The 15,579-nt window shown below is 51.4% G+C and carries 15 protein-coding genes; 12 read left to right on the top strand and 3 right to left on the bottom strand.

Translation table 11 applies throughout. The features are described 5' to 3' along the window. Window positions 1-4 precede the first annotated feature (4 nt). Window positions 5-541, top strand: a complete 537-nt coding sequence (locus K6Q96_RS22185) for a hypothetical protein (RefSeq protein ID WP_251880230.1) — start codon at window positions 5-7, stop codon at window positions 539-541. Between the two features lie 33 nt (window positions 542-574). Here the strand turns inward: K6Q96_RS22185 and K6Q96_RS22190 are convergent, their stop codons facing one another. Then, window positions 575-1,639: a LacI family DNA-binding transcriptional regulator gene (locus K6Q96_RS22190; RefSeq protein ID WP_251880232.1), complete on the bottom strand. Its 1,065-nt coding sequence runs from the start codon at window positions 1,637-1,639 to the stop codon at window positions 575-577. A 229-nt stretch (window positions 1,640-1,868) separates the two neighbouring features. Here K6Q96_RS22190 and K6Q96_RS22195 point away from each other — a divergent pair, with 229 nt between their 5' ends. The 11 genes from K6Q96_RS22195 (at window position 1,869) to K6Q96_RS22245 (ending at window position 12,133) form a co-directional block, all read left to right on the top strand. After that, entirely contained in the window at window positions 1,869-2,090 is a 222-nt protein-coding gene (locus K6Q96_RS22195; RefSeq protein ID WP_251880234.1) for a hypothetical protein, read from the top strand. Between the two features lie 22 nt (window positions 2,091-2,112). Next, the gene (locus tag K6Q96_RS22200; protein ID WP_251880236.1) at window positions 2,113-3,267 is read left to right on the top strand and encodes a TRAP transporter substrate-binding protein; all 1,155 of its coding nucleotides are present in this window, start codon (window positions 2,113-2,115) and stop codon (window positions 3,265-3,267) included. Window positions 3,268-3,357: 90 nt separating this feature from the next. Further along, a complete protein-coding gene (locus tag K6Q96_RS22205; RefSeq protein WP_251880238.1) occupies window positions 3,358-3,870 on the top strand; it encodes a TRAP transporter small permease in 513 nt (170 codons plus the stop codon). A gap of 8 nt (window positions 3,871-3,878) precedes the next feature. Further along, the gene (locus K6Q96_RS22210; RefSeq protein WP_251880240.1) at window positions 3,879-5,189 is read left to right on the top strand and encodes a TRAP transporter large permease; all 1,311 of its coding nucleotides are present in this window, start codon (window positions 3,879-3,881) and stop codon (window positions 5,187-5,189) included. Window positions 5,190-5,275: 86 nt separating this feature from the next. After that, window positions 5,276-6,580, top strand: coding sequence for a histidinol dehydrogenase (hisD, locus tag K6Q96_RS22215; protein ID WP_062664810.1), 1,305 nt, complete (start codon window positions 5,276-5,278; stop codon window positions 6,578-6,580). Between the two features lie 21 nt (window positions 6,581-6,601). Further along, window positions 6,602-7,378 carry an SDR family NAD(P)-dependent oxidoreductase gene (locus tag K6Q96_RS22220; RefSeq protein ID WP_353621789.1) on the top strand — a complete coding sequence of 259 codons (777 nt, stop codon included), beginning with the start codon at window positions 6,602-6,604 and terminating at the stop codon, window positions 7,376-7,378. A gap of 23 nt (window positions 7,379-7,401) precedes the next feature. Continuing rightward, complete coding sequence (locus K6Q96_RS22225) at window positions 7,402-8,409, top strand: alcohol dehydrogenase catalytic domain-containing protein (protein WP_251880244.1); 1,008 nt, start codon at window positions 7,402-7,404, stop codon at window positions 8,407-8,409. Window positions 8,410-8,517: 108 nt separating this feature from the next. Then, window positions 8,518-8,805 (top strand): UxaA family hydrolase, encoded by a 288-nt coding sequence (locus K6Q96_RS22230; protein ID WP_062664816.1) that lies wholly within the window; start codon window positions 8,518-8,520, stop codon window positions 8,803-8,805. Between the two features lie 2 nt (window positions 8,806-8,807). Then, the gene (locus K6Q96_RS22235) at window positions 8,808-9,977 is read left to right on the top strand and encodes a UxaA family hydrolase (RefSeq protein ID WP_002541226.1); all 1,170 of its coding nucleotides are present in this window, start codon (window positions 8,808-8,810) and stop codon (window positions 9,975-9,977) included. A gap of 96 nt (window positions 9,978-10,073) precedes the next feature. Continuing rightward, window positions 10,074-11,087: an Ldh family oxidoreductase gene (locus tag K6Q96_RS22240; protein ID WP_251880245.1), complete on the top strand. Its 1,014-nt coding sequence runs from the start codon at window positions 10,074-10,076 to the stop codon at window positions 11,085-11,087. A gap of 14 nt (window positions 11,088-11,101) precedes the next feature. Continuing rightward, window positions 11,102-12,133, top strand: coding sequence for a YeiH family protein (locus K6Q96_RS22245; RefSeq protein ID WP_251880247.1), 1,032 nt, complete (start codon window positions 11,102-11,104; stop codon window positions 12,131-12,133). Here K6Q96_RS22245 and K6Q96_RS22250 read toward each other — a convergent pair. Together K6Q96_RS22250 and K6Q96_RS22255 are read right to left on the bottom strand one after the other, a co-directional pair. Next, window positions 12,130-13,011 (bottom strand): transglutaminase family protein, encoded by an 882-nt coding sequence (locus K6Q96_RS22250; RefSeq protein WP_251880249.1) that lies wholly within the window; start codon window positions 13,009-13,011, stop codon window positions 12,130-12,132. The genes K6Q96_RS22245 and K6Q96_RS22250 overlap by 4 nt on opposite strands. Further along, window positions 13,008-15,575: a circularly permuted type 2 ATP-grasp protein gene (locus K6Q96_RS22255; RefSeq protein WP_251880250.1), complete on the bottom strand. Its 2,568-nt coding sequence runs from the start codon at window positions 15,573-15,575 to the stop codon at window positions 13,008-13,010. Before K6Q96_RS22255 ends, K6Q96_RS22250 begins: the two co-directional genes overlap by 4 nt. Window positions 15,576-15,579: the final 4 nt, after the last annotated feature.

Consider the following 15,579-nt stretch of genomic DNA (forward strand, 5'->3'; position numbering starts at 1 on the left):
TGACATGAAACATCCAATTATCACACTGACTCTGGCTGGATTTCTCACTGCATGTGGTGGCGGTGGCGGTGAAGCCACTTCCTCTGGACCAGCAGGCACAGATAGCGGAACGGCATCAACATCTGATACTGGCACCACGAGTACAACGCCGTTGGGAATGATGACCGATACCTCTGGTGCTGATGTAGCCATCCCACCCACAGTATTGAGTTCAGCAACTAATATGTCTGAAATGGTGGTACCAAGTGGTTTCAACTACAACCCTGTAGATTCTCAGAGTGTCAGCGTTGACATCAGCAGTTACAGCGTGAGTCAGGGATACATCTCCATATATGGCGGATTTACCCAAAACGATGACGGCTCTTACAGCGCAGATTATAACAGCCGGATTACCTCGGCCGATGTAGAAAACGGATTGGCTTCCCTGACCTACCCCTTAGCCGATTCTCAATACTACATGCTGGCCGAGGTCTACTTTTACGATGGAACAACGCCAATCCAAACTCGAATTAACAACGAGCAATCCACTTGGGTTTGGTAATCTTTGGCGCTAAGTAAAACAAACAGGCGGGATTTACCCGCCTGTTTTTATTGCTGCTGTGGTTTCCCGAACCACAAGTTTGGCTTCTAGTTCAAGTGTGTCATTGACCGGCTCACCCGCGAGTTTGGCCAGCAAATAGTCTGCGGCTTTCTCACCCATTTCCCGCGACGGAACTTGCATGGTCGTCAGGGCAGGTTGGATATGAGAAGCCATGGCCACATCATCAAAACCAACAATGGAGATATCTTCCGGAATCCGCAGGCCAAGCGACTGCGCCTCAAGTAACGCCCCCATGGCAATAATGTCGTTACCACAAACGATGGCTGTGGGTCTTGGCGTTAACTCCATCAGCTTTCTGAGCGCCTGACGGCTTTCCGCTAAATCATAACGACATTCAATGATCCTGTCTGAAGTCAGCGCTATTCCAGACTTTCTTAGTGTCTCTATGCATCCCGCGATACGATCTTTGGGTCTATCATTCAGCTTCGTAATACCTGGAATGGCCGCAAAATCCTTATGCCCCAGATCAATAAGAAACTGCGTCGCCCTTGCTGATGCGCGGTAGTTGTCAAATCCTATACAAGGATGAGGTAACTCAGGCTTGAAAGACCATGTATAAAGGTATGGAAGCTGTTTTTTATGAAGAATATCGAAAAGCTGAGGTTGGTGTTCGGCGCCAACCAGCATCAATCCTTCAACGCCACGGGTGATCAATCGTTCAGCCTGTGCCAACTCCTCCTCTGTTGAGTAGTCCGAGCTAGCGATAAACAGGGTGTAACCCTTTTCCTGCAACCTTCTTTGGAACGCCTGAATACCTTCTGCAAAAATCGCGTTGTCTAATGTAGGAACGATAACACCTATGGTTCGCGAACGTTGTGAGGCCAGCGCTTGAGCCGCTCCATGGGGGATGTAACCAAGTGATTCAATTGCCGAACGAATCAAGGATCCCCGTTTCTCACTCACTGACGTTGGATTCGCTAAATAGCGGGATACTGTCGCCGTCGATACCCCTGCCGCAATCGCAACATCTTCCGCCGTTGGTGCATCTGACGGCCTTTTTTGTAAGCGCTTACGCGCTGATTGAGTCTCTTTTGTCATAGAAAGTTATATCGTTGACTCACTTTTGGGATTTATAAACCGTAACTTACTTAATTATAGCGTTACACAAAAATTTTACCGCCAAAAACTTGACAGTCATTCAACACCTCCTCTATCTTCACAATGTAAGCGCTTACATTTAACAATCATTTTACAAGATTGGTAGGTGCTATAACTACAAATGGCGACTGCAAGCCAATAACGACTGACTACTGTGAGGCAATGCGACATGACGTTAAAGAAACGCTACATACTACCCGCGGTGCTTTTCTCGCTTTACTTCCTCAATGTGATTGCCACAAAGATTCAGATCGCTTCAGGGTCCACATCCATAGTTCGTGTCAGTGATGTCGGGGAGTTCATTTTACTTCTCCTTGCTTCACTGACTTTCGTCGTCGCTATGTTGTCAGCCGAAAAGGAAGCTGACAGCCGTGCGACAGAATTACGATAAAAAGCAGAAAGGAAGTAGATATATGTCTGTTCACCATAAGGATGACTCCCCACAAAGTGCAGAGCGTCGCCGTTTCCTGGAAATTGCAAAAAAAGCAGGTTTTACGGCAGCTGTCGTCGCAGGTGCCTCGGGGGCCTTGTTGACCTCAACCACCGCACACGCTGCGGCTAATGAAGAAAAAGAACGACAAAAGCGAGCTAAATACACCATGACGATTGCTACGGCATACATCATTGGTGCATCCCGCAGCTACCCTATCATGCAGCTGGATTTCAAAGAAAACATCCAGAACATGACCAACGGTGAAGTATACGTAAAACTGGCACCGGGTGGTCAACTAGGTGCTGGCGGCGCATTAGCGCAAAAAGTACAGGCAGGTACCATTCAGGCCGCACAACACTCTCTCTCTAACTTTGCACCGTTTGCACCTGCTGTCGACCTCATCAACATCCCATACTGGTGTGGTGAGAACCAGAAGTTCATCAACCTGGTAACGTCTGACGCATGGAAGAGCGAAATCCACCCGAAAGTAGAAGCGAAAGGCTTCAAACCGCTGTGGTACGTGGTTATCGACCCACGCGTTGTCGCTCTTCGTAACGGTCTTGAAGGCCCAATCAAAACACCGGATCAAATGGAAGGTATCAAATTCCGTGTACCGGGTTCGAAAATCCTTCAGCAGTTCTACCGTCTGTTGGGCGCAAACCCAACGCCAGTTGCCTGGGGCGAAACGCCTTCGGCGATCAAACAAGGCGTGGCTGATGCTCTTGACCCTTCGGTAGAAGCGCTGAATGTCTTCGGCTTCAAAGATGTGCTTTCTTGGGTCACCTTCAACCGCTCAGTGCCAGACTCACAAGTCTTCTCTTGTAACTTAGAGTGGTTTAACAGCCTGCCAGGTCACATTCAGGAAGGTATTGAATTCGCCAGTGAAGTGACCTCGTTGCAAAACCTCGCGAAAGTTCCTGCTGCGCGTGCCTATGCCATGGCTGAACTGAGCCGCGCTGGGGTTCAATTCTATGCACCGAATGCTGACGAGATGAAGCTTTGGGCTGACAAAGCAGGCCATCAGCTACCCGCTTGGGATTCGTTCAAAAACGAACTTGCTGGCTCCAAAGCTGCATTTGACAAACTGCTTGCAGCGGCGAACGAAAACAAAGGTCCATTCGTTCACGACGTTTAACAGCTGAGTAAATCGCCATTTGGGTGGACGTTTCTCCTAGCGCACCCAAATGGCTCCCACTCTATCTGAAACGGATGTTGGACGGTCACAATGAATTTCTTAAAACAAATCGACGAAAATGGTGAGCGCTGGTTGCTATTGTTCTTCTATACCACCATCGTCATTACCATCGCCATGGAAGTACTGAGACGCTTTGTCTTCAGCTATTCCTCCATTTGGGGCGAAGAAGTTGCAAGGTATGCCTTTATTTATCTGGCGTGGGTCGGTGCATCCGCAGCCGTAAAAGAGCGCGCGCACATACGCATTGATGTCATGCTGCATTACCTGCCAAACCGAGGCAAGGCAGCTATCTATCTACTTGGGGATGTCGCCACACTGGTTGTCGCATTATTCGCGCTCTATTGGTCAATCCACCCTATTGAAATATCGCTGAAATTCGGGTCTGTGACCCATGGTTTGGGGATTAGTCAGGCTTGGTTTCTTGCCGCTGTCCCACTGGGATTCTCCATGATGATATTCCGACTTATGCAGTCAATGCGCCGGGATATCCGTAGCCTCACACAGAATACCCCTGTGTTTGAAGGCAACAAGCTGTTTGATTAGGAGGTCTCATGCTGAATTATTACTCGCAACAGGTCTCTGTCGATCTTGGCTGGGAATTCTATGGCCCCGTTATTGGCATGCTGGTACTTATCGCACTCGCGGTACCGGTGTGGGTATCACTGGGCTTGGGCTCAATTGCTCTCTTGTTTATCACCGAAGTACTACCTCTGTCCTTGTTTGGTGAATCTCTGTTCGACGGTATTGATGCTTTCGCGCTGATTGCCGTCCCACTTTTTATCCTGACAGGTGATGTTCTGGTGAGAACCGGTCTTTCGAACAAACTGCTTGATGTGGCGGAAGCCAGTGTCGGCGGCGCGAAAGCGGGTTTTGGTAGTGCAACCGTTTTAGGGTGTGGCTTCTTCGCCTGTATCTCTGGCTCTGACGCAGCAGGTGCAGCAGCAGTAGGCCGAATGACGATTGACCGTCTGGTGGCGCAGGGTTATCCAAAGCCTTACGCCTGTGCACTGGTCGCCGCGGGTGCTTGTACCGGGATCCTGATCCCGCCATCAATTGCCTACATCATTATTGGTCTTGTGCTGGGTATTTCTGCATCAACGCTATTCCTGGCAGCGGCAGTACCGGGTGTCATGGTCATGATGGCTATCATGCTGACCAACGTCGTCATGAACCGTATCTATGGTTATGAAAACGCGGGACAAGGCTTCTCGATCAAGCGCTGGTTTTCAGTAGTGGTTGATGCACGTTATGCCCTGTTGGTACCTGTCATCATTCTTGGTGGTATTTACTCAGGTGTGTTTACTCCGACAGAAGCGGCCGCGGTGGCTGTGGTTATCACCATCATTATCGGCCTTTTCCAGGGCACGCTGAAAATCAGCGATTTCCCGAAAATGCTTGAAAGCTCTGCCAAAGTAAACGGCGTCATTCTGCCCATTATTGCGCTGAGCCTGCCACTGGCGCAGACACTGGCCGCGCTGGATGTACCACAGGCATTCGTGGAAACCATGACATCGTTTACCGATAGTCGCACGGCACTGATTCTGATCATGATTGGTATTTTGATCATCTCAGGCTGTTTTATGGAAACCACGCCAAACATTCTGATTTTGTCGCCAATCCTGCTGCCACTGGCACGCGAGATCGGCATGGAAGATGTGCAGTTCTGCATCATGATGGTTACCGCTCTGGGTGTCGGCTTCATCACACCGCCACTTGGGCTGAACCTCTTTGTTGTATCCGGATTAACGGGGACCTCGGTTCTGAAGATTGCCGCGCGATCGGGGCCCTACGTCATATCCATGTTAACGGTGGTATTGCTCCTGGCATTTATCCCCGAATTGTCGCTCTGGGCGCTCGACTAACCCAACGTATTTAACCCTCCTCTGGCTTGTCGCCGACAAGCCAGACAGGGAAGTTGCGCCCAAAATTTAACGAGGAAATTATCGACATGGCTGTTAAGTATCTGAAAAAGGCAGAAAAAACTGCTGCAACAGGTGAAGACGATGTTCGCGCAATCGTGGCGGACATGCTCAAAGATATCGAGCAGGGCGGTGAAGAAACCTGCATCGCTTATACGCGAAAATTTGATAACTGGCATGGCGACATTGTCGTCTCTCAGGAAGACATCGACGCGGCAGCAGCGAAAGTGCCAGAACAACTGAAAAAGGATATTCAGTTTGCTTATGAACGCGTTCGCGACTTTGCCCAGGCACAGTTAGACAGTTTGAGCGAATTTGAAACCGAACTGTCCCCAGGTTTGTTCGCGGGTCAGCGCTTGATCCCTATGCAAGCCGCAGGCTGTTATGTGCCGGGTGGCCGTTACTCACATATCGCATCAGCAATTATGTCTGTAACCACTGCAAAAGTGGCAGGCGTTGACCATGTTATTGCGTGCTCACCTCCAGGCCGTGAAGGCGGTATCCACCCTGCCATTCTTTACACTCTAAGCCTGTGTGGCGCTGACACCATTCTGAACTTGGGTGGCGTTCAGGGCATCGCAGCCATGGCATTCGGTCAATTCACTGGACACCCAGCAGACATCCTTGTTGGCCCGGGTAACCAATTCGTAGCTGAAGCTAAACGTCAGCTCTATGGCCGTGTTGGTATCGACATGTTCGCAGGGCCTTCTGAAGTGATGGTGATTGCAGACGCTGATGCAGACCCAGAACTGGTCGCCGTTGATTTGGTCGGTCAGGCGGAGCATGGCCCCAACACCCCAGCTTGGCTACTGACAGATTCAGAAGAGTTAGCTGAGAAAGTCATGAAACGACTACCTGAGCTTATTGCTGACCTTCCAGAGCTCAATAGCAAATCAGCGGAAGCCGCATGGCGCGATTACGGTGAAGTCATTCTTGTCGACACCAAAGAAGAAGCCGTGAAAGTCAGCGACGAATACGCCTCTGAGCATCTCGAAGTACACGCTGAAGATCTGGACTGGTGGCTGCAAAACCTGCGCAACTACGGCTCTCTCTTCCTTGGGGAAGAGACCAATGTCGCATTTGGCGATAAAACTTCTGGGCCAAACCACATCCTGCCAACCAAAGGCGCTGCCAAGTACACCGGCGGCCTGAGTGCGGGTAAGTTCATCAAGGTGGTGACCTATCAGCGCTCCACCAAGGAAGCGAGCAAAGATGTAGCACAGGTGACTGCGCGTATTTCCCGCCTTGAAGGCATGGAAGCACACGCGAAAACCGGTGATGCACGACTCGCGAAATACTTCCCTGATGAGCAGTTCAACCTGCAGCCAGAGTAAGTAAAACGAAGAGGGACTGAGATGACGGGCAGCATGATAAATCAACTATTCAACCTTGAAGGTCAAGTCGCATTGGTGACCGGAGCGGGTTCCGGTATCGGACAACGCATGGCTTATGCCCTCGCCAAAGCGGGCGCAAAAGTGGTGCTCTCAGGACGCCACCCAGAAACACTGGCACAAACGGCGGTCGCTATTGCCGGTGAAGGAGGAGACGCCGCCATCGAAACTGTTGACCTTAACAAGCGCGAAACCCTGCCCCGATTCATTGAAAAGGTGTCATCGCACTTTGGCGCGCCAGACATTCTGGTGAATGCCGCTGGCGTCAACCTGCGCCAACCAGCCGATGACATCACGCTGGAAAGTTGGGACATGACATTGAACCTCAACCTGTCTGTTCCCTTCTTTCTCGCCAAAGCCTGCTTGCCAGGCATGCGGGAAAAAGGCCACGGAAAAATCATCAATATCGGCTCGCTGCAAAGCTATCGCGCCTTTGCCAATTCGATTCCTTATGGCGCATCAAAAGGCGGCGTCGCGCAGTTGACAAGAGCAATGGCAGAAGCCTGGTCAAAGGAAGGCATTACCACCAATGCCATTGCACCTGGTTTTTTCCAAACACCACTGACAGAAAAAGTGTTCAGTGACGATTCCCTCTCCAAGCATCACGCATCAATGACAGCGGTTGGGCGCAATGGGAAACTGAGCGACTTCGATGGACTGACGGTGTTTTTGGCCTCCAAAGCCTCGGATTACATCTCAGGCCAGATGATTTCTCTTGATGGCGGTTACACCGCGAAATAGGCAGGCAGTAAGGATTAATTGAAATGGATATGAAAGCGCTGGTTTACACAGGTCCAAGTCAAATGACCTACCGCAACGAGGAAGTACCAACACCTCGGGAAGACGAAGTGTTGGTCGAAATCCGGGCGGTTGGGATTTGCGGATCTGATTTACACGCTTACCTCGGTCACGACGAGCGACGCCCTGCCCCATTAATTCTCGGGCACGAAGGTGCGGGTATCGTCCACGGTGGCGAATGGGATCAAAAAGCCGTCGTCATCAACCCACTGGTCAGCTGTGGCGAATGCGAATACTGCCTGAATGGCTTCGCGAACCAATGCCAATCTCGCCAGATTATTTCAATGCCGCCAAGGGAAGGTGCATTCGCAGAGTTTGTCGCTATTCCCAAACGCAACTTAGTGCCGGTACCAGAAGGTATGTCACTCAGCACAGCATCACTGGCTGAGCCGATTGCAACGGGCTGGCATGCCGTCACCAAAGGCGCAGAGCTCAGCAAACGTCCTTTGGTGGAAAACAAAGCATTGGTTTATGGCGGTGGTGCAGTGGGCCTGGCAGCCGCGCTTTCTCTTGCTGCACAAGGCTGCAAGCAAATCTATCTTGCTGAAACCAATGCCCTGCGCCGCGAAACCGTGGAAAAGGCCAACGTCGCCACTGTTTTCGATCCACTGACCGATCAGGTCGTCGGTGAGAACACCATGGATCTCGTCGTGGATTGCGTGGGCAACAGACACACACGAATGGGCGCATCAGCGGCGGTTAAACCCGGTGGCGTGATCATTCATGTGGGACTGCAAGACAGCTTCGAAGGACTGGATGTTCGTAAGTTCACCCTTCAGGAAGTGACCTTCGCAGGCAGCTACACCTACACCATGCAGGACTTTAAAGCGACGCTTGAAGCCATGCATAACGGTGCGCTTGGCGCACTGGACTGGATTCAGGAGCGCCCGCTTAGTGATGGAGCGAACGCTTTTGACGATTTACTTAACGGACGTATCGCCGCTGCCAAGGTGGTGCTGCTCCCCGAAGGGTAAACAAACACCGAGGCAAGGTTGGTGAATCAGATTAGCCCAAGCTGTATGCCAGCCACGCCAAGGATATATGGAAGTAAGTTTTAAACCTTGATTCAAAAGGAGATGAAAATGCAAGCACCGGACTTTCTCGTCCATGACTCGTCTGACACTGTCGGCGTGATTGTGGTCGAGGGCCTCGAAGCAGGCCAAACGCTAACCGGATGGGTGATGGACACAGATGCCACCATCGAAGTACTCGCGCTGGACGCAATCCCTCTCGGCCACAAAGTGGCGCTGAGCGACATTAAAGACGGCGACACCATTCTTAAGTATGACAACGATATCGGTAAAGCTGTCGCAAACATCGCGAAAGGCGGTCACGTACACGTACACAATGTGAAAACCAAGAGGTGGTAACCATGAGCAAATACACATTTATGGGCTACCGCCGCGAAAATGGCCGTGTCGGTGTGCGCAATCACGTCATTATTCTGCCATTGGATGATCTGTCTAACGCAGCATGTGAAGCTGTTGCTAACAATATCAAAGGCACACTGGCGTTGCCACACCCATATGGCCGCCTGCAGTTTGGTGAAGATTTGGAGCTGCACTTCCGTACCCTGATTGGTACAGGTTGTAACCCTAACGTGGCTGCGGTTGTGGTTATCGGTATCGAGCCGGGCTGGACCAGTCGTGTGGTTGAAGGCATCAAAGCTTCTGGTAAGCCTGTTCAAGGCTTTGCGATTGAGCAAAATGGTGACATCAACACAATTGCTGCCGCATCCCGCGTAGCGAAAGAATACGTTCATTACGCGAGCGAACTGACCCGCGAAGAGTGCGACGTGAGCGAGCTGTGGGTTTCAATGAAGTGTGGTGAGTCTGACACCACATCTGGTCTGGCAGCGAACCCAACCGTGGGTAACCTGTGTGACAAGTTCTCAGCAGAAGGCGCAACTCTGTGTTTCGGTGAAACATCAGAGCTGACCGGTGCAGAGCAAATCTGTAAGACCCGTGCAGTGAGCCCGGAAGTTGGCCAGAAGTTCCTGGACACCTGGCAGGCATACATGGACGAAGTTATCGAACCACACAAAACATCTGACCTGTCTGACAGCCAGCCAACCAAAGGCAACATCGAAGGCGGCCTGACCACCATCGAAGAAAAAGCGTTTGGTAACTACCAGAAGATCGGTAAAACCACTCAGTTCGTTGATGTTCTGACACCAGCAGAGCGCCCAGAAGCAGGCCCAGGTCTGTACTTCATGGACACCTCTTCTGCGGCGGCAGAGTGTGTGACGCTGCAGGCAGCTGCAGGCTTCGCGGTTCACCTGTTCCCAACAGGGCAAGGCAACGTCATTGGTAACCCCATTGTGCCGGTTATCAAAATCACTGCTAACCCTCGTACCGTGCGTACCATGGGTGAGCACATCGATGTAGACGTTTCCGGCATTCTGCGCCGTGAGCTGAATCTCGACACAGCGGGTGATGCGCTGATCGACATGACGCTGCGTACCGCAAACGGCCGTGCAACTGCAGCGGAAGCGCTGGGTCACCGCGAGTTCGTTCTGACCAAACTGTATCGAAGCGCATAATCATTTCGCTTATTCGGCGCGGCAATCATTTGATACAGCAAGACCGACGCTGGGGAAACCCAGCGTCCTTTTCCTTACCATTCGCAGGAGCCAGTTATGCCTGTGTTTATCGACCCTTCGGAAGCTAAATCTCTGGCCGCACAAGCGCTGGAAAACGCTGGCGTTACATCGGCTAATGCTAAATCTGTCGCCAACGCCCTTATTCAAGCGGAAATTGATGGTCAATCCGGTCACGGACTCGCCCGTCTTGCGGCCTACATTGAGCAAGTCAAATGCGGAAAGGTGATGGGCGATGCGACCCCCAAGGTTGATACCCCGAAACCCGCGGTTTGTCATATCAATGCAGAACTCGGCTTTGCCTTTCCTGCTATGGACAAGCTTGTATCCCTGCTTCCAGCCATGGCAAAAGCACAAGGTATTGCGTTAGCCACGGTAAACCGTTCTCACCATTTTGGACAGGCCGGATTCCACGCAGAACGTATAGCCAAGCAAGGTTGTATTGCCTTGGTGTTTTCAAACAGCCCGAGCGCTATTGCGCCTTGGGGTGGAAAAAAAGCTCTCTTTGGCACTAACCCTATCGCATTTGCCTGCCCACGTGACGGCGCACCGCCGCTGGTCATCGACATGAGCTTGAGCAAAGTGGCCCGCGGCAAGGTATTGGTCGCCAGAAAAAACGGCGAAACCATTCCTGAAGGCTGGGCGATCGATACCAATGGTGAGCCAACCACAGACCCTGATGCAGCAGTGAAAGGTTCGATGCTCCCTATCGGCGATGCCAAAGGGGCTGCGCTCGCGCTCATGGTCGAAATTCTGTCAGCAAGTCTAACCAGTGCCCTTTATGGCTTTGAAGCGTCAAATTTCTTCGATACTGAGGGTGAGCCACCCGCTATCGGACATTCTGTCATCGCCATCGATACGACTGTTTCTGGAACACAATTTGCTGAACGCCTTGAGTTACTCCTCAACACCATGTGTGAGCAGGAGAGCGTTCGCTTGCCCGGACAGCGTCGAATTGTCCGCCGTGAACGCGTACTCAAAGAAGGCTTACACCTTACCGATGCCACCATGAAAGAACTACGGGAATTAGCTCAACTAACAAATAATCAATAACATGGAAGTTATTCATGCAATCACAACTAAAACAACGTATCCCTAATTGGCAGTCACTTAGCCAAAGTGCCCGTACCCTTGCGCCTGGTCTTTTACTTTCCGTCACCGTCGCTGCTGCAGCCACCTTTCTCGCAGCACATTATGGTGCACCGCAAATGCTCTTTGCCCTCTTGCTGGGCATCGCGTTTCACTTTCTCGCTGATGATTCCAAGTGCCAGGCAGGCGTTGAGTTTGCTGCCAAAAAGGTACTTCGATTTGGCGTGGCTTTACTTGGTCTTCGCATTACGGTGGAAGAAATGACTTCTCTCGGGTGGGAAGTGCTGGTTTGGGTGGCGCTAGGCATTGCACTCACTATTTCTATCGGCATGTTGGTGGCGAAAATTCTCGGCCGCCGCATTCAGTTCGGCGTGTTGACGGGCGGCTCCGTCGCCATTTGTGGTGCATCTGCTGCGCTGGCTATTTCGGCCGTTCTACCTAAACACCCTTTCAGTGAACGCAACACACTGTTTACGGTAATCGCTGTCACCGCATTTAGCACCATTGCCATGGTCATCTACCCCATCTTCGTTAACCTTTTAGGCTTTGATGACCGACTGGCTGGCATTTTCATCGGCGGTACCATTCACGACGTCGCGCAGGTTGTTGGTGCAGGCTATTCTATTTCCCCACAAGCTGGTGAGTTCGCTACCATCACCAAACTGCTGCGCGTGGCTTTACTGGTTCCCGTGATTCTGGTGATTTCCCTATATTTCCGCAGTCATCCTGACAAAGACAGCGAGAAAGCAGATATCCCACTGCTTCCGTTTTTCGTTGTCGGCTTCTGTATTTGCGTCGCCATTAACAGCGCCCACATTCTGCCCGTCGGAGTGACAAACACACTATCTGGACTCTCATCCTGGTGTCTGGTTTCGGCAGTTGCTGCTCTGGGGATTAAAACCTCTGTGAAGAAGCTTTTCACCATCGGCTACGAGCCGATTCTGATGGTGGTGATTGAGACAGTCGCCATTGCAGCTTGGGTATTAGTGGGGATTTATTGGTTCTTCTAGATCCTCACCACATCCACAGCCACACTTAGGCTGTGGGTGTCACCACCTTCAAATACCACGCCTTGCAGCGGTGTGATATCAGCATAATCCCTGCCCCATCCTGTCACGATATGTTGGTCGCTGGCGATGAGGTTGTTCGTCGGGTCGAACTCCACCCAGCCCAAATCAGGGACGAAAATCGCGAACCAAGCATGAGAAGCATCTGCCCCCACCAACCTTTCCTGTCCAGGAGGCGGCAAGGTTTCGATATAGCCACTCATATAACGGGCGGCAAGGCCTACCGAGCGGAGGCAGCCAATCGCGAGTTGGGCATAGTCCTGACACACACCGCATTTTTGCTCCAGCACTTGCTCTGGTGGTGTGGTGACATCCGTCGCAGCAGGATCGAAGGTAAACTCGTTGAAGATTTTGCTGGTCAACGCCATGGTGGCTTTCAGCACGGGTTGATCGTCTTGAAACAACTCATCAACGAAAGCAGCAAGCTTGTCTGAACGCATTATTTGCGCTGAATCCAACACAAACTCACTCGCCATTCTGGCTTCTTCGTTCTCTGTGCGTTTTAGAATGGCCCTCAGCTCACCACAGGTTAGCGTGTGAGTATCAATCATCTCGCTCCATGGCGTCGGCTGCACATCCAGATAACTGACAACATCAATCGTCAATGTCTGGTGCGGTTCCTGAATCGAGAAATAAAACGTCTTGTTGCCGTAGTAATCCACACCCTCATTTTGGTAAACCGGCGAAGGCGTCACATTCAGCCAGTAGTTATAACAACGCTGATTATCAGTATCGCGCGGCACCAGGTGCGCCATGTTGTAGCAAAGGCTCACAGGCGCACTGTAGGAGTAGGTTGTTTTATGTTGGACCCGGAATTTCATACGTCCAATTTCCATTTAGGTTTGATGAGCTGTTGCGGTCCAGCAGTGTGGTCGAAGTACCTGTCTGCAATGAGTGATGTGAACTGTTCCAGATTCACACTGACGCTGTTTAATTGCGCTTCAAGCGCTTCGCGTCGATTGTCTTCATTTGCCGTTGAAAGCGCATTGAGGTCGACCTGTTGAATGTCACTCAGGGTTTTCAGGATCACACGGTTTTCCGGTGTCCAGCCACCTGGGACATAGGATTGATGCTTCGGCAACATATCAAGGAATTCGCGAAGCCTTTCGATTTGGTACACCAGCGCCCTTGGGTTGGTGCGGTCAATCATCAGCAGATCGAGACCAAAGGGTACCCGAGCTTTAGTGCGGTATCGGCGACGGAAAGAGATCAGCGCTTCCACGCTCAGTAATACCGATTCCAACACCTGTTGCTGCGGCAGGCTTGGTAACTGCTCTACCAACGTGGATTTCAACAAGGTAACAGTCTGGATTGCGCGCTCTGTGCGTTGACCCATTTGCAGGAATAACCAGTCGTGTCCACGCAGCATACTTTCGTTACTTAAACCGGATAGCGCCAAAAGGGATGTTACCAACCCATCCAGTGATTCTTCCGGCGCTTCCGGCAACCCATTCATGAAAGCACGGTCAATCTCGTAGAGGTTATCCCGCATTCGGTTAAGGATAATGCGGGTATCTGCCGACAAACGCTCCCTCACCTGCTCGCCGCAAGCCAGCATCGCCAAGAGGTTTGATTTGATGGAGCCGACACGATTGCCATTGGTCACCAAGTCTGCCAGTTCACCTTCTGGATTTTCGAAAAGGTCTTCATCGCCTTCCGTGAAGCCCGGCAAACAGCGCGTTTGCAGAGAAACCGCTTTTAGTAACGTATCCCGGCTTTCAGTCTCCAGAAGCTCCAAACCACTGAGTTGCTTGAACACCACCCGGATAAGGCGAATGCTCATTTCTGCACGTTCGGCGTAACGACCAAACCAGAAGAAGTTATCGACCACACGGCTAGGCAGATTGCCTTCCTGAACGAGTTCAAAGCCCGCACGTTCTAGCAATAACTGGTGAGTGTGGTCAGGTTTATCTGCGGTAATCCAGAAATCTTTGCTGCGGGAGCCTGAAAGGTGGGTGACAACATAATCATCCTGCGCATCCGCCACGCGGCTCAAACCGCCCGGCATCACCGCATAGCTTTCCCCATCTGCCACACAGAACGCTTTCAAGAGGCTTGGACGGCTTTCCAACGAACCGTCACACCAAACAGGGATCAATGAACCCGGCACATAACTTTGCGCCACATAGTGATTCGGATTTTTACGGATCTTCGCCAGAATGGCCTGCTTTCCCGCTTCGTCGAGGCTATGGCCATACACGGACATGCCTTGAGAGCGACGGTACGCAGGCTTAATAATCAAGGAATCCAGATGACTTTCGACGTATGCCAACGCATCCGGATGACCACACCAATAAGAAGTGACGTTCTTGAGCTTTAGTGGCTCATTAAGGTAAAACTCACACAGCTTTGGCAGGAAAGACATCAAGGCTGGCGATTCCAACACCGCGCTACCCAGCGGGTTAGCCAGAATCACATTCCCGCTGCGTACCGCTTCCAACAACCCTGGAATCCCATACATAGAGAAGGCGCTGAGTTCGACCTGATCGCAGTCGTTATCGTCTGTTCGGCGCAGAATCACATCTACGGGTGACAGGCCGTTGATCGACTTCAACCAGACTTTGCCGTTTCGGACGGTCAGATCTCCGCCTTGCACCAAGGGATAACCCAAGTAGTTCGCGAGATAAGTATGTTCGTAATAGCTACTGCTGGAAGAACCTGGTGTGAGAACCACAATCTTCGGGTCATCGGTTTTGTGAGCGGCCAGCTCTGTCAGCGTATTTCGCAGCGTTTGGAAAAAGCTCGAGTGGCGTTTTACATAACTGTGGCGGAAGATCTTGGAGTGAACGCGGGAAATCACCGAACGGTTTTCAAGCGCATACCCCATTCCTGCTGGCGTCTGCGTCTGATCACCAATCGCCACAAAGTGACCAGAACTGTCGCGGATTAAATCCGTCGCTTGCAGGATAAGGTGTTTTTCGCCCGGCATACGGATGCCGTAACATTCCCGAATAAAATCAGGATGACTGAAGACAATTTCAGGCGGGATGATGCCTTCTTTGATGAGCCGTTGTTCACCATATATGTCCTTCAGGATGCGGTTAAACAACTCTGCTCGCTGGCTCAGTCCGGCTTCAACCTGTTGCCAGGCATTAGCATCGATCACATTGGGGAGAATATCCAGCGACCAGACATCTGGCGACAAGGGATCGTTTTTCAGATCGTACGTCGCCCCATCATCACGCAGAATACGCTGCGCGCGGCGATGAAGTTCATCTAACCTTTCGGCGCGAAGCCCCGAGAAATGGGAGAGAATCGGTTCCCAATGCGCGCGGACTTTTTTGTTTTCTTCGTAAACTTCATCAAAGGCGTCTCCATTGCCTTGCTGAAGATAAGTGAGGGGCGAAACCGCCCCTTCAAGCTCAGTATCTGAGTCATTCATCATTGTT

It is taken from the genome of Grimontia kaedaensis, assembly GCF_023746615.1.
Taxonomy (GTDB): domain Bacteria; phylum Pseudomonadota; class Gammaproteobacteria; order Enterobacterales; family Vibrionaceae; genus Enterovibrio; species Enterovibrio kaedaensis.

Excerpts from the sequence above, each read along its gene's own strand:
- K6Q96_RS22190 (WP_251880232.1), bottom strand. The coding sequence starts at position 1,639 with ATGACAAAAGAGACTCAATCAGCGCGTAAGCGCTTACAAAAAAGGCCG.
- K6Q96_RS22240 (WP_251880245.1), top strand. The coding sequence starts at position 10,074 with ATGCCTGTGTTTATCGACCCTTCGGAAGCTAAATCTCTGGCCGCACAA.
- K6Q96_RS22195 (WP_251880234.1), top strand. The coding sequence starts at position 1,869 with ATGACGTTAAAGAAACGCTACATACTACCCGCGGTGCTTTTCTCGCTT.
- K6Q96_RS22185 (WP_251880230.1), top strand. The coding sequence starts at position 5 with ATGAAACATCCAATTATCACACTGACTCTGGCTGGATTTCTCACTGCA.
- K6Q96_RS22250 (WP_251880249.1), bottom strand. The coding sequence starts at position 13,011 with ATGAAATTCCGGGTCCAACATAAAACAACCTACTCCTACAGTGCGCCT.
- K6Q96_RS22245 (WP_251880247.1), top strand. The coding sequence starts at position 11,102 with ATGCAATCACAACTAAAACAACGTATCCCTAATTGGCAGTCACTTAGC.
- K6Q96_RS22235 (WP_002541226.1), top strand. The coding sequence starts at position 8,808 with ATGAGCAAATACACATTTATGGGCTACCGCCGCGAAAATGGCCGTGTC.
- K6Q96_RS22200 (WP_251880236.1), top strand. The coding sequence starts at position 2,113 with ATGTCTGTTCACCATAAGGATGACTCCCCACAAAGTGCAGAGCGTCGC.
- K6Q96_RS22205 (WP_251880238.1), top strand. The coding sequence starts at position 3,358 with ATGAATTTCTTAAAACAAATCGACGAAAATGGTGAGCGCTGGTTGCTA.
- K6Q96_RS22225 (WP_251880244.1), top strand. The coding sequence starts at position 7,402 with ATGGATATGAAAGCGCTGGTTTACACAGGTCCAAGTCAAATGACCTAC.
- K6Q96_RS22210 (WP_251880240.1), top strand. The coding sequence starts at position 3,879 with ATGCTGAATTATTACTCGCAACAGGTCTCTGTCGATCTTGGCTGGGAA.
- K6Q96_RS22230 (WP_062664816.1), top strand. The coding sequence starts at position 8,518 with ATGCAAGCACCGGACTTTCTCGTCCATGACTCGTCTGACACTGTCGGC.
- K6Q96_RS22220 (WP_353621789.1), top strand. The coding sequence starts at position 6,602 with ATGACGGGCAGCATGATAAATCAACTATTCAACCTTGAAGGTCAAGTC.
- hisD (WP_062664810.1), top strand. The coding sequence starts at position 5,276 with ATGGCTGTTAAGTATCTGAAAAAGGCAGAAAAAACTGCTGCAACAGGT.
- K6Q96_RS22255 (WP_251880250.1), bottom strand. The coding sequence starts at position 15,575 with ATGATGAATGACTCAGATACTGAGCTTGAAGGGGCGGTTTCGCCCCTC.